This is a genomic window from Achromobacter maghribensis (genome assembly GCF_057334215.1).
Genome location: NZ_JBHFII010000044.1, coordinates 124,372 through 138,178 on the forward strand (window position 1 = coordinate 124,372; position 13,807 = coordinate 138,178).

11 protein-coding genes and 1 other annotated feature are annotated in these 13,807 nt (G+C 66.0%); of the genes, 3 read left to right on the forward strand and 8 right to left on the reverse strand.

What is annotated here, in order from left to right; all coding sequences use genetic code 11:
• Positions 1 to 119 precede the first annotated feature (119 nt).
• Complete coding sequence (locus ACE039_RS18555) at positions 120 to 1,082, forward strand: 2-hydroxyacid dehydrogenase (RefSeq protein WP_485823003.1); 963 nt, start codon at positions 120 to 122, stop codon at positions 1,080 to 1,082.
• Here the strand turns inward: ACE039_RS18555 and ACE039_RS18560 are convergent, their stop codons facing one another.
• Together ACE039_RS18560 and ACE039_RS18565 are read right to left on the reverse strand one after the other, a co-directional pair.
• Positions 1,083 to 1,919, reverse strand: a complete 837-nt coding sequence (locus tag ACE039_RS18560; protein WP_313461374.1) for a universal stress protein — start codon at positions 1,917 to 1,919, stop codon at positions 1,083 to 1,085. It lies immediately after the preceding gene.
• Positions 1,920 to 2,050: 131 nt separating this feature from the next.
• A complete protein-coding gene (locus tag ACE039_RS18565) occupies positions 2,051 to 4,189 on the reverse strand; it encodes an FUSC family protein (protein ID WP_485823004.1) in 2,139 nt (712 codons plus the stop codon).
• Between the two features lie 342 nt (positions 4,190 to 4,531).
• Here ACE039_RS18565 and ACE039_RS18570 point away from each other — a divergent pair, with 342 nt between their 5' ends.
• Together ACE039_RS18570 and ACE039_RS18575 are read left to right on the forward strand one after the other, a co-directional pair.
• Positions 4,532 to 5,440, forward strand: coding sequence for an EAL domain-containing protein (locus ACE039_RS18570; RefSeq protein ID WP_105558657.1), 909 nt, complete (start codon positions 4,532 to 4,534; stop codon positions 5,438 to 5,440).
• A 541-nt stretch (positions 5,441 to 5,981) separates the two neighbouring features.
• A complete protein-coding gene (locus ACE039_RS18575) occupies positions 5,982 to 7,085 on the forward strand; it encodes a DUF748 domain-containing protein (RefSeq protein ID WP_485823005.1) in 1,104 nt (367 codons plus the stop codon).
• Here the strand turns inward: ACE039_RS18575 and ACE039_RS18580 are convergent.
• From ACE039_RS18580 to ACE039_RS18605, 6 genes are all read right to left on the reverse strand, one after another.
• Entirely contained in the window at positions 7,082 to 8,539 is a 1,458-nt protein-coding gene (locus ACE039_RS18580; protein ID WP_485823006.1) for a SulP family inorganic anion transporter, read from the reverse strand. The genes ACE039_RS18575 and ACE039_RS18580 overlap by 4 nt on opposite strands.
• 90 nt (positions 8,540 to 8,629) lie before the next feature.
• Positions 8,630 to 8,682 (reverse strand) — a sequence feature (sul1 is cis-regulatory element that is thought to sense ions involved in sulfur or methionine metabolism; They are found in Alphaproteobacteria).
• An 83-nt stretch (positions 8,683 to 8,765) separates the two neighbouring features.
• Complete coding sequence (locus ACE039_RS18585) at positions 8,766 to 10,901, reverse strand: TonB-dependent receptor (RefSeq protein WP_485823007.1); 2,136 nt, start codon at positions 10,899 to 10,901, stop codon at positions 8,766 to 8,768.
• Between the two features lie 48 nt (positions 10,902 to 10,949).
• Positions 10,950 to 11,351 carry a DUF2946 family protein gene (locus ACE039_RS18590; protein ID WP_485823008.1) on the reverse strand — a complete coding sequence of 134 codons (402 nt, stop codon included), beginning with the start codon at positions 11,349 to 11,351 and terminating at the stop codon, positions 10,950 to 10,952.
• Positions 11,352 to 11,396: 45 nt separating this feature from the next.
• On the reverse strand, positions 11,397 to 12,110 hold the full coding sequence (locus ACE039_RS18595; protein ID WP_332008236.1) for an MgtC/SapB family protein: 714 nt from the start codon (positions 12,108 to 12,110) through the stop codon (positions 11,397 to 11,399).
• 59 nt (positions 12,111 to 12,169) lie between these two features.
• Positions 12,170 to 12,571, reverse strand: a complete 402-nt coding sequence (locus tag ACE039_RS18600) for a hypothetical protein (RefSeq protein ID WP_485823009.1) — start codon at positions 12,569 to 12,571, stop codon at positions 12,170 to 12,172.
• Between the two features lie 333 nt (positions 12,572 to 12,904).
• Positions 12,905 to 13,807 (reverse strand): c-type cytochrome, encoded by a 903-nt coding sequence (locus ACE039_RS18605; RefSeq protein WP_485823010.1) that lies wholly within the window; start codon positions 13,805 to 13,807, stop codon positions 12,905 to 12,907.

Below are 13,807 nucleotides of genomic sequence, written 5' to 3' on the forward strand. Positions count from 1 at the left end.
CCGGCCGGCCGTCTTTGCAGGGAATGGTCGCCCGCTGGACGGGTGGTAGCGTTGGGCACTGGGCGCGGCGTAAGATTTGCCCGCCTTTCGCAGATATCCGCTCAACCAGCGACGCCAAAATGACCATTCCCTTATTGATTCTGATCGACAGCGTGCACGATTACCTGCCCGCGATCCAAGCGCGCGGCTTTCAAACCCTTTACGCGCCCACCGCGCAAGCCCGCGCGCAAGCCATCCAGGACCACGGCCACGACATCCGCGTGGTGCTGACGCGCGGCGCAACCGGTTTGCACGCCGATGAAATGGCCGCCTTGCCCAAGCTTGAACTGGTCTGTTCGCTGGGCGTTGGTTACGAGAACATCGATTTGGCCGCCGCAGCGTCGCGCGGCGTCATCGTCACGAACGGTCCGGGCACCAACGCCGTGTCCGTGGCCGACCACGCGATGGCGCTGCTGCTGGGCGCCGCCCGTCATCTGCCGCAGGCCGATGCCTGGGTGCGGCAAGGGCACTGGAGCGGTTTCATGGGGACGCAAGTCACGGGAAAGCGCCTGGGCATTCTTGGTCTGGGCACCATCGGGCTTGAAATCGCCAAGCGCGGCGCGAATGGGTTCGGCATGAGCGTGGGCTACTACAACCGGCGAGCCCGACCCGAATCCGGCTATGCCTTTTTCGACAGTCCGCGCGCCCTGGCGGCGGCGTCCGACTTCCTGGTGGTGGCCACGCCCGGCGGCGCGGGCACCCGGCATCTGGTGAACGCCGAGGTGCTGGACGCGCTGGGTCCCGATGGCTATCTGGTGAACATCGCCCGTGGCAGCGTGGTGGATACCGCCGCGCTGATCGCCGCGCTGGCCGAAAAGCGTATCGCGGGGGCGGGTCTGGATGTGGTGGATGGCGAACCACACGTTCCCGACGCACTCAAGCAACTGGGTAATGTGGTGCTGACGCCGCACAGCGCGGGCCGTTCTCCGGAAGCGGTGGCGGCTACCGTGGCGTTGTTCCTGCAGAACGCCACGGCGCATTTCGGCGGCCAGCCGGTATTGACGCCCGTGCTGGACGCCCAGGCGGCAGCCGCCCAGGTGTGATCAGTGCGAGAACATGATCGGTACGGTCATGCTTTTCAGGATGGACGCGGTGGCGCCGCCCATGGCCCATTGGCGCAACTTGCTATGCCCGTAGGCGCCCATCACGATCATGTCGGCGCTATGGTCGGCGGCGGCATTCAGGATGGTGCTGCCTACGCCGACGCCCTTGATGTCGCGGCGGACGTGATCCGGCGCGGGCGTGCCCTGGGCGACGCAGTACGTGGCAAGGTCTTCGAAAGGCACGGCTTCGCCTTTCTGCGAGCTTCCGCCTTCATCCATGGTCAGGGCGATCAACTGCGTCGAGAGGCGCAACGCCGGCATGGCGTCGCCAAGGGCGCGCGCGGCCTCGCGGCTGCCATCCCAGCAGAACAGCACGCGTTCACCCACGGCGGGAAAGTCGCCGCTGGACGGCAGCACCAGCACGGGGCGCCCGGCGGTCAATAGCATCTGCTCGACGAATTCGGCTTCGTGCGCGGCTTCGACGTCGTCGCGGTTGAATTGGCTGACGATGACGAGATCGCTCGTGCGGGCGTGCAAGGCGACGCAGACGCTGGGCGCGGTTTCCCCGGCCCGCACGACGGCGGGAACGTCGGCTTGGGCCGCCGCTTCCAGGAACGCGTTCTGTACCACGGCGCGATTCTGCGCCTGCAGTTCCTTCATGACATTCAGGGTGCGGGACATCAGGACGGATTCGCCGTAGTAGTACTGCGGCGGCGCGGCGCTGGCATAGATGCCGACGAGTTCCGCCTTGTGGCGCTTGGCCAGCGACAGTGCCAGATCGGTGCGGCGTTTGCAGTCGAATCCGTGGTCAAGGTGTACGGCAATGCGGCGATACATGCGGGTCTCCTCAGTTAGCGTCCCATCGTTAGATGGTTACGCGTTCCCCGAGGGGGGCCCTTGATACGCGTCAAGCCGTGCCCAGATAGCCGCAAAGCGCGCAGGCCCGCGAGGCGCCGCGCCGTCCGGGGCTACCGAGGCGGATCTTTCTCGATGCGGTCGCGCAGTTGGCGAACCTGCCGCGCCTGCTGGGCAATGCGGTCGAGGGGATCGGCCAAGGCGGGGTCGGCCGCCACGATGGCGGCGGGCACCGCCCAGGGGCGGGGCGGAAGGTCTGGTGCGTCGTCCTGAGGGTGCAAGGCATGGGCCAGCACCCGGCCATAGTCGCGCAGCGCGCCGGCGGCGGGGGTTTGTGCCGACAGGGCGGGCTGGATTTCCAGCACTGTCCCGGCAGCGGTGATGCGCCGCATGGCGTTCAGCAGATTCACGGCCGTGTCGACGTTGCGTTCGCGGTGCACCGGGTTCTGCTGCAGGCGCTGCAACGACGCTTCGGCGTTATCCGCCGACAGGCAGGCCTGGCGCCGCAAGGCGACGATGGCCTGGTCGTCCGCGTCGGGGGCCGCGCCGCCTTTTTGCTGGATCAGCGCCAGTGCGTAGGCCGCGTGGCGGTCCAGCGCGCGCGTCAGGGCGCCCGCCAATTGCCGTGGCTCTTTTTCCGGCCACACCAGAAAACCGACGAGTAGCGCCAGGATCCCGCCCAACACGCTATTGAACGCTCGCAACGCGGCCAGCGTGGGCTCGTAGATTTCCGGTTGCTGGATATGGCTGACCAGCACGAACTGGGACGTCAGGAAAAACGTGAAGAGCGCGTAGTGGATAGTGCGCGCGGCGAAAGTGCCCAGGGCAATGGGCAGCACTGCCAGCGCGACGGAAAGCGGCGTGCTCAACAGCAAGCCCAGCAGGGATGCGCCGATGGCGCCCGCCACGCTGCCCGTCACGCGCTCGAGGGTGCGTTGCCAGGTGGTTGCGAAATAGGGCTGAAGGATGAATACCAGCGTCAGCGACATCCAATAACCATGGTTGACAGCGAAGGTCTTGGACAAGGCCACGGCGATGGTGGCACCCACGCCCACGCGCAAAGCGTGGCGGAAGGCATCGGACTCCACGCTCAGGTTTTGCCGCAGCACACGCCACGCCTGCCGCGCGCGGGACGCCGCGCGGCGCTGCTGCACGGGCGCGGCGGGCGCGCCGCCCTGGTCGAACAAGGCCTGCATGATCGCTTGCGCCGTATGCAGCAGTCGGTCAAGCACCGGCACCATCGTCGCCAGATCGGGCGCATAGGCCATGGCGCCGCCGCGCAGGTCATGCAATCCCGCGGCAAAGTGGGCCAAGCGCTCACGCAGGCACTCCGCCTGTTTGGGGTCGTTGACGTTTGAGGTGCTGGCGATGGCGTTGCAGACGCTGGCATACCGGTGCAGCGCATGCGACAGGTGCGCGCCGGCGCTACGGCCGAGCCATTGCGGCGCGTGGGATTCCAGCAGGTCGGCGCAGGCGACCAGCGCGATGAAACTGTCTTCGGCGCTGTCCAGCAGATACGTCAGCTGATTTCCGCGGGCGCGGCGCGAAGGCCGGGTGTCCTGGACTTCGCGGATACGAACCCGGGCGGATTCCAGGGCGGCCCGCTGGGCGCTGCGCGAAGGCTTGGTGACGGCGGTCCAGGCTTCCGGACGAGCCGCCGGCGTCAGGCCCGAATACATGCGCGCCAACGCGTCGGCAAAATCCGCCAACCCGCGGTAGCAATGGGCCACCGCGTGCGTGGCATCTTTCCAGGGCCGTCTGCGCCACACCAGCGCAGTCATCAAGATGGCCCAGACGGCGCCCGCCAGGAAGAACAAGGTGTACCAGAGGCTTTCGGCCAGCGTCGGGGCAGGCAGTTCGGCGGCCACGACGAAACCGGCGGACAGCAGTGTGCCTACGATGGCCGCTGCGGGGCCCAATACGCGCAACAGACCGCCGAAGGTGCAGCAGACGAACGTCAGCGGCAGCAGTAGCCATAGATGGCCGGCGCTGGCGCTGGCCAGGAAACAAAACAGGGCGCCGATCAGGCCCAGCGCAAGCATGGAGCCCGCGCGCTGGCGCAAGGGGCCGCCCGGGTCCCCGAAACAGGCCCAGAACGCGGCGATCGCGGTCCATCCCAAACGGGGTTCGTGCGCGAGCACGGCCAGGATGACCGGGGCCGCGCTGATCGCAGCGGCTTGCAAGGCGTCCAGCCACAGGACGTTGCGCAGGGACGCGCGCCAACGGGAAAGCAGGTTCGTCACGCTATTCATAGGGCCGCACGGGCGCCCGAGAGCCGAAAGACGCAAACCCTACCATGTCGACAAGGCCAATTTTGCAGCGGCGGGCCCGCTGTCCACGGGATGCCGGATCCATGAATTCGGATGGGTATATACAAATAGTTTCATTTATGTGACGTTACGGCGGATTAAGCGCAAAATTGCCTGGAACAATTGCTCGAAATCGCATAAAAAACAGTTGGCGGATCAACGGTGCCGGCAATCAATGTCCGGCGCCATCGCGGCAAGCCGATAGTGAATACTCATGTCCCAATGTGCTTCTATCTGCGCCCGGACAGCGCAGGCCATACCCAGAGGCACGCGAGGAGCGTAGACATGACGCCTAATCACGAGGCTTCCACTAGCTCGGTGGTCAGCGACGAAGAAGTCGCGGCCATGGTGACAGGAAAAGATGGCCTGCGGGTGTTGTTGCAACCGCAGGTGGATCTGATGACAGGCAGGATCGTATCGGCCGAAGCATTGGCGCGATGGCAGCATCCCCGCCTGGGCATTGTCATGCCTGCCGAGTTCATTCCCGCGATCAACCGCATGGGCATGGACAAACTGCTGTTCGAGCGTGTCTGCGTTCGCGTGATCGACATTCTGTTGACGATGCGGCGCGCGGGCATCGCCGTGCCAATCGCCATCAATGCACCCGCCACGACGCTATCCGACGAGCGCGCCGTGGATTTTCTGCTGGATCTCATCTACACCGCCGAGCTGCCGGCCTCGCTGGTGCGGGTTGAATTGACCGAAGATCAACCCATCCGGGAACTCGATGTCCTGCGTGCGTCGCTGATGAAGCTGGAGGACGCGGGATGCGAGGTCAGCCTGGACGACTTCGGCACCGGCCACGCGTCGCTGAAGCTGCTGTCGGCCATCCCCTTGTCCGAAGTCAAGATTGACCAGTATTTCGTGACGCGCATGCGGCGTAGCGCCGTGGCATTCGAAGTGCTGCGCACCGCCGCCGAACTCGCCACCCGGCTGGGTTGGCGCGTCGTGGCCGAAGGGGTGGAAAACGTGGCTGACATCCCCGCGCTACGGGCAGCGGGTTGCCGTTACGGACAGGGCTTCGCGCTAGGGCGCCCGATGCCGCTGGATGCGTTGATGCTGCGGTTGCGCACGCAGCGCGATGGTGGCGAGCCCCTGGCGGCACCCGCCAATTACGCCTCGTCCTGGATCGAGGCCTTCGACAGCGTCGCCGACGCCGAACCCGCCTTTCCCGTCCGCGCGACGGCGCAGTAGCGCCTTCGCGCATTTCCGGGCGGCAGTTTCTTCCAACAGGGCCGGGACTTACCGGTCTGGAAACGGGGACATTGGTCCGCCGCGTCCGTTGCGCCCCGGCGCCGCATTTGGGCACGCCAGTTGCTATGCCTGATCCAGCGGAGTCTTTCCGCCTTATCAGGAGACTTGTAATGCCCAACCAGAATCAGCCGGACCAGCAAAAGCAGCCGCAAAAGCAACAATCCCAGGAAAACCCCCGGGACCGTAATCAGTCCCCTGGCCAGCAACCAGGTCAATCGGGACAACACGCCGATAAAGGCCAAGGCCAGCAGGGCCAACAGCCCGGTCAGCAAAATAAGACGCAACGCTGACCCCGTGATCGCGCATTGAGTCCGGAAGCCGGAAGCGCGACGCCCGACGGCCCCGTCCCCGCCCACAAACGGCGCGGACGGGGCTGTTTGCGTCAGGGCATAAGCCGCCATCATCCATTTCGTCCATTGAATAATGGGCCCGTATCGCCGACCATTGCCTTCATCGTCGGCCCCCCGAACCTGGAACCGCAATGAGCTTGAACGCACCCGCGCCGCGCCGGAGATCGGCCCTGGGCACCACTATCGCCGTCCTGCTTATCCTTGCGGCGTTGGTCGGGGTGCTGGCCTTTGCCGTCACCCGCATCGTGGAACAGCGAGTTTCCAACATGCTGGGGCCGCGCGGGCAGGTGGGCGACGTGAGGGTGGGGTGGCGCCAAGTGGTGCTGACCGACGTCAATGTGCCCGGGGCTTCGGGACAAGCGGGCGCACGCGCCAAACGGATCGTGCTGGAGCCAGAGTGGTCGGCGTTCCTGCGCCGTGAAACGGTCTTCAATTCCGTCGAGATCGAGGGCTTCGATTTTGCGGTGGTACGTGGGGCCGATGGCGAATTGAAGATTGCGCCCGCGTTGCAGGCGGCGCTGCATGCCGGTGCCGGGGGCGACGCCAAACCGCGCGGCGATCGGACGATCCGCATCACGGACCTGATCCTGCGCGACGGCCGCCTGGATTTCGAGGATGCCGTGGTGGCGAAGCCCCCGCATCGCATCCCCTTCAACAACGTGCAGGCCAGGTTACGCCCGGTGTCCGTGCCCGGCGACGGCGCGCATAGCGACATGACGTTCAGCGGCAATCTGGAAGACAACCGCAACGGCCAGGCGACCGTGCGCGCGCAGGGCTGGCTTCAAATCGGAGGCACGGACGCCGACATGAAGGTGGCGGTGCGCAACATGGATATCCGGCACGCCGCACCCTATCTATCGGAAAAGGACGCGGGGTCGCTCACCGGCGGGGCGATGGATCTGGATATGAATACGCACATCGCGAACCGCGAATTGCAGGCCTCGGGCACTGTTGCGTTGCGCGGGCTGACATTCAGCGGCGACGGCCTGCTGTTTTCCTTGCCTCGCAAGGCGGTCCTGGCAGCCATGAAAGACAAGCAAGGCGCGGTGCGCTTCGATTTCAAGCTTCGAGGCAGCCTGGACAACCCCAAGTTCTCGGTCCGGCGAGGCTTTGCGGCGCAGGTGGCGCAGGGCTTCGGTCACGCCATCGGCGTCGGGGCGGAAGGCGCGGCCGCAGGCGTGACCGGGGCCGTGAAGGACCTGGGCAACGCCTTGTCGGACCTGCTCAGCCCCTAGTGCACGGCGTCGGTGGCGTGCTTGCCGATCAAGGTGGCGCTGGCGTCATTCAACCCGACGACGTCCACGGCCAGGCCGGCACGGCGCAGTTTGGCAACGGTCTTATGTAGGGCGTCGACAGCAGAAATGTCCCAGAAATGCGCGTCGGACACGTCGATCACCACCGTATCTACCGCCTCGTGAAAGTCGATGGCCGCGGCAAAGCGTCCGGCCGAGGCGAAGAACACCTGGCCGGCATACCGGTATGTGCGCGTCGCGCCATCGGCGGACAGACTGGCGGTCACGTTCATCAGGGCGCGAACCTTGCCCGCGAAGAACAGGCCGCTGAGCACCACGCCAGTCAGCACGCCGCGGGCCAGATCGTGCGTCCAGACGACGACCAGGACCGTGGCCAGCATCACCACCGACGATTGCCAGGGGTGCGACCGCAGGTTGGGGAACGATTGCCAGTGGAAGGTGCCGATCGACACCATGATCATCACCGCGACCAGCGCCGGCATCGGGATACGCGCCACCAACGGGCCCAGCGCCACGATCAGGAACAATAGGAAAGCGCCCGCCACGAGCATCGACAGGCGCGTCCGGCCGCCCGACCTGACGTTAATGACCGACTGGCCGATCATGGCACAGCCGCCCATGCCGCCCAGGAACCCCGTGACGATATTGGCGATGCCCTGGCCCTTGCATTCGCGACGCTTGTCGCTGGCCGTATCCGTCATGTCGTCGACGATCTGCGCCGTCATCATCGATTCCAGCAGGCCCACGGCCGCCATCGTCAACGAATAGGGCAGGATGATGCGCAGCGTTTCCAGCGTGAACGGCACATCGGGGATCTGGAAGAACGGCAGGGCGGATGGTAGCTTGCCCATGTCGCCCACCGTGGCGACGTCAAGGCCCGCATAGAGGGACACGGCCGTCATGGCGATGATCGCCACCAGCGGCGAAGGCACGGCCGTGGTCAGGCGCGGCAGCAGGTAGATGATGGCAAGCGCGGCGGCGATCATCGCGTAGGTGACCCAGGTCACGCCCATCAGATGGGGCAATTGCGCCATGAAGATGAGGATGGCCAGCGCGTTGACGAAGCCCGTCACGACCGAGCGCGATACATACTGCATCAGCAGGTCCAGCCGCAGGAACCCGGCGGCGATCTGAAAGACGCCCATCAGCACGGAGGCCGCGAACAGATACCCGATCCCGTGGTCGCGCACCAGCGGCACGACCAGCACGGCAATGGCCGCAGTAGCCGCCGAGATCATGCCCGGCCGGCCACCCGTGAACGCGATGATGACGGCAATGGAAAAGGAAGCGTACAGGCCCACGCTGGGGTCCACGCCCGCGATGATGGAGAAACCGATGGCTTCGGGGATCAGCGCAAGCGCGACCAGCACGCCCGCAAGGATATCGGCGCGCGGATTGGACATCCATTCGCGATGAAGCTTGGAAAAGAAAGACATTGATTGGCTAACCTGAGGTCAGCAAGCGTCGGGCGGTGCCCCATTCAAGAGGGGATGCGGGAGTACCGGTGTGCACCCGGAATCGCTTGGAGTTGTCCGGGGGATAGGCGCCCGGCCGAGCCACCCGGCAAGCCGGGTCCAACGGGGATCGCCGCTATGGCGACCGCCGCCTCCATTGCAGAAGCGGCGGTCGCATTGTACACCCGGGGCCAGGCCCGCAGCCGGGTCAGAAGCGGTAGTTGGCGCTGAGTTCGACCCGTCGGCCTTCGCCAAGCAGCCACTGTGTCTGGTTGTAGTAGGCGGTTTCGGCGTACTGGCGGTCGAACACGTTGAAGGCGCGCAGCGCCAGGCTCAGGTCGCGCCGCGGCTCCCATTGCAGCGCCAGGTTGGTCGTGGTGTAGCCTGCCATTTCCAGCCGGTTGGCCGCGTCGGCGTAGCGTTTGCCTACGTAGCGCACGCCAGCGCTGGCCGTCCATTGCGGCGCGAACTTCCAGCTGATCCACGCATTGGCCACGCGTTCGGGCACGTCGGCAGGCACGTTGCCGTTGCGCGATACCGCCACGCCGGCGACCGACTCATTGAAGTCGTCATAGCGCGCCCGCAGCGCCACGGCATTGAGGTCCAGCCGCCAAGCCGGCGACAGCTCGACCCCCAGCGTGGCCTCCAGTCCCCGCGACGATTGTTCGCCCACCTGGATGCGCAGCGCGGGGTCGTTGGGGTCGCGCGTGACCAGGTTGTTCTTGGTGATGTGATAGGCCGCCAGGGTCCATTGGCCCTTGTCGTCCCAGAACGTCTGTTTCACGCCGATTTCGATCTGCTTTCCCTGCGACAGCTCGTAGCTCTTGTTGGCGGGCGACAGCAGCAACAGGCTTCCGATCGGGTCGGCGGCTTGCGCGTACTGGGCGTAGACCGACAAGGTGGGTAGCACGTCATAGACCGTGCCCAAGCGCCAGCCCACATTGGTGTAGGTACTGCGGAAAGCCGTTTCTCCCGCTACCAGGTCGCGCCGCTTCAGGTCGATGTGGTCGTAACGCAATCCGCCCAGCACCGACCAGCGCGAGGTCAGCATCAGCCGGTCTTCGGCGAACAGGGCGTACTGGCTGGCCGTATTGCGGTAGCGCGGGGTCGTGCCTGCCACATTGATGAAGCGGCCGTGGTCCACGTCGTAGGGGTCCACCCGCGACGTTCCCGAATAGGGCGAATTATTGGTGTGCTTGAGCGATGCGCGGTTCAGTTCCACGCCCATCGCCACTTTGTTCGACAGGCCGAACAGATGGCCGTCGAAGGAGGCGTCGGTGACCATGCCGGTCTGCTCCTGGTCGTGGCCGATCTCGGTGTAGCCACTGCGCAGGATCTGGCCAGCCGGCGTCCAGGTGTAGTTTTCCACATCGCGGTAGTCGCGGTTGCTGCCGATGTAGTACAGGCGGCTGCGCACCGTGGTGCCGGCGTTGGGCGACCATTCGGCCTTGAGCTCGGTGCGGCTGTCGCGGTAAATGATCTTGCTGTCGGCCACGTTGTAGTTCTGTTTGCGCAGACCATAGTCCAGCGAGCCGTCGACGAGCGGCGTGCCGAAGTAGCGCGTAGGCTCTTGCCAGGCGTACGCCTGGGTCATCGTGAAATTCAGGTCGGGCGACACGTCCAGACGCAACGCGGCGGTGACGGCGGCATCGCGCGAATCCCCCAGGCTGATGCCCGAATCGGTGTGGTTGCCGCTGACGTCCAGCCGGTACGACCATTTGTCGTCCAGCGCGCCGCCACTGCCGAAGCCAAACCGCTGGGTGTCGTGCGTGCCCAGCGTCGTCATCAGCTCGTTTTCGATGGGGCCGCGAGTGGGCTTCTTCGGGATCACGTTGACGACGCCGCCAATGGCGCCTTCACCGTACAGCACCGAGGCCGGGCCGCGCAGCACCTCGATGCGGTCCACGGCCCAGGGATCGTAGATGAAGGTCTGGCCGACCCCGCCGTATTGGCGCACCCCGTCATAGAGCTGGGCGACAGAGTTGGAGTCGGTGAAGCCGCGCGAAGACAAGGACGAGCCGCCGTTGCCGGGATGGCGCATGGCGCTGATGCCCGCTGCCTGGGTGATGGCATCCGTGACCGTGGTGGCGCCCCGGGCGCGCAGTTGCTCGTTGCTGATGATGTCGATGCTGGCGGGCGTGTCGAAAGGCGTCAGGCCCAGCAAGGTCCCGGTGGACGCCTGCTCAAGCAACGTCGGCGCAAGCGTATCGCCGGACACGGAGATGACGGGTAGCGTGGCGACCGGGGTCGATTGCGCGTGCAGGGCGGGAGTGAAGGCGAGCGCGGTCCAAATGGCCACGCGCCGCTTCAGGACGCGGTGCGTCCTGGCGGAAGGAAAAGGCATGAATGCTCTCGGTAAGCTAAGGGTTGCCGCGCGCAGGCGGCGCAGGGTTTAGCGAAATACCGGGAGCAGGGGTGGCGCGCGGGCGCCGAGTGGGGCGCCTGTGAGGGACGCGCGGACGGGGCCGGGCGGGGCCCGCGCGGCCAGGGGATGCGCCATGACGGCCAACGCCGCCGACAGCACGACGGGCGAGGGCGGCAGCGCGACGGCGGCAAGTGCCATGCCGACCGGGCAGGTGGCGGCTTGCGCTGCGTGCCGCTCGTCGGGCGCGTTGTCCTGCCTGGACGGACCGGCCACCCAGATGGGGCCGGCGGCCGAACACAACTGGATCAGCGTGCCGCTTTGCGTGGCGGGCATGAAACCCTGCGGCACCATCGCCTTCAGCACGAACAGCATCAACACCAGCCAAAGGCCGGCGTTGCCACGGTTCAAGGTCGTCAGGGAGAGGCGCATGGTCGGCGCCCATTCTAGTGCGTTTCGCGCTGATCGTCCCAAGGGTCACACGGTGCGGGCGGCCCAGAACGCGGTACGCACGGCGGGCGATGCGGCGATGCTTGCGGTGACGCGGTCCAGGTCAAGCTCATCGACGGACGCTTCGCTGAGCGCGGCTTCGATTTCGACTTCGTTCTCGCCAAACTGGTCGATCTTCAATTCCGACAATGGCAGCTGTTCGGCCTCCAGCACGTCTTCCAGCACGGTCATCGCGGCCTGGCGGTGTTCCAGGTTCGCGATGACGTGGATCACGTTGGTGACTTCCGTGGTCTGCGAATCCAGCGGCTGACGATTCACGTAGCTGACCACGGGGCGCAGCAGGGTGTTGGCCGCCAGCACGAAAGCCGTGGCGGCCACGGCTTCCAGCATCAGCGACGCGCCCGCGCAGGCGCCGATGGCGGCCGAGCCCCACAACGTGGCGGCGGTGTTCAACCCGCGGATGCTGCCGCCTTCGCGCATGATCGCGCCAGCGCCCAGGAACCCCACGCCCGACACCACATAAGAGATGACGCGCGCGCCGCCATCCGCGCCGCCGATCCGGAACGCCATGTCGACGAAGATGGCGGCGCCCACTGCGACCAGCACGTTCGTGCGCAGCCCTGCGGTGCGTTGGCGGAACTGGCGTTCGAACCCGACGATCGAGCCCAGCACGAAGGCGGTCATGAGGCTGACGAGCGTATTGGCCAACGTCAGGAATTGGATGTTCTCGAAGTTCTTCATGGGTATTCCCCTTTTCAGCTTATAGGGTGCGGCCGGCGGGCTTGCCAGAGGCCCGCCGTTCAGGCCGGCAGCACGGCGATGGAGGCGCCGCCTTCGTTTTCCCAGTGCACGCGGCGCACGTCGGGGCTTTGGCCCAGGCGCAGGGCCACGGCGTTGAGCAGGCCGCGCAGATGCGGCGGGCAATGCAGCGTGACGACCGTGGACGCCAACTGGTCGGAGTCGGCGCGCGAAATGCGCACCGCGACCACGCGCAGGTCCAGCGCCTGCAGCTCGTAGTACAGCTGTTTGCGCAGCGTGTTCAGCGTGGCGCCAAGGCTGACGATGGTGAATTGATAAAGCGGCGTGACGGGCGCGCGCGCCGGCATGGCGCGCAGCGTGGGTGGGCCGTCACCGCGGGCAGGTTGGATCGGGCGGGCGTCGTGGGCCCGGTCCAGGAATGGGAAGAATTTCTTGATACGCATGGGTCGTCTCCTTGACAGGGGAGTACGGTGGAAGGTCCACAGGCATGCGCCGCTTAACCGGTTTGGCACGCGCGCAACAAGGCCCGCATATCGTGTCGGTAAGCTGTAAGGAAAGAGGGGCTGAAGCCCAAGTCCTGGCTGATCGCAGGACTCACGCGGAAGAGGGATTCCGCGGATCCTGCGTCAAGCGGCGCGAGCAGTCGGTTTTCGACTACATCCGTCGTTGTCCACAGTGATCTCTAGGTGGTTGGAAGTGCCGCGAGTATAGCGTTTACTTAGGGTAAACACCAGGAAAATTTGCCCGCCCCGCGGGTCGCGCGGGGCGGACGGTCATCACTTCGGCTTCGGCGGCGGCCCGGCGTAATACAGCGCCAGCGCCTCGATTTCACTTTCGGTCAGGCGCTGCGAGAACGCGCGCATCACGCCCACATCGTCGTTCTGGCGTGAGCCATTGCGAAAGGCATTCATCTGGTCAGTGAAATACTCTTTGGATTGGCCGGCCAGTCTGGGCAGCAAGGGGCCTTCGCCCATGCCGCGCAGTCCATGGCAGTTGGCACACGCAGGTAGCGCCCGCGCGCCGTCGCCTTGCAGATCCAGCTTGCGCGCCGCATCGCCGCCGAATTCGCCCACGTGCATCGGCGGGCCGGCCAAGGTGCCGTAATAGGCTGCCACCTGGCCAATCTCCTGTTCAGTCAGCGCGCGCGCCACGGTGTTCATCAGCGGCTGGACCCGCGTTCCGCTACGGAAGTCGGCCAGCTGTTTGGCCAGATACTCGCGGCTCAGGCCGGCCAGATTCGGAAAGATGCCGCCAGTAGGCGTGATGCCCGCCGGACCGTGGCAGGCAATGCAAGCCTGCACGCCAGCGCCGGGCTTTCCGTTGGCGGCCAGTTGTTTGCCGGCTTCCGGGTCGGCACCGCGCAAGAACCCTTCCCAGTCGCGACGCGACGCGCTGAAATCCAGCGCGCTGCGGCCCGGTACCGGCGCTGCGGCAGCGGGGGCAGCGGGGGCAGCGGCGGGCGAGGCCGGCGCGGCAGCCGTGGCGGGAGCGGGCGCGTTGGCTGGCGCCGCCGGTTTGGATGCGGTCGGCGGGGCCGGCGGCGCGATGACGGCACTTGCGCGGATCAGGCCTTCGCCGCCCGTGCCGATCATCTGATGCGCGGTGGCGATCAGCGTGACAAGCGGCGGCGCCATGATCAGCAGGACCGCGATGGTGATGCCTTTGCGATGTTCGATCAT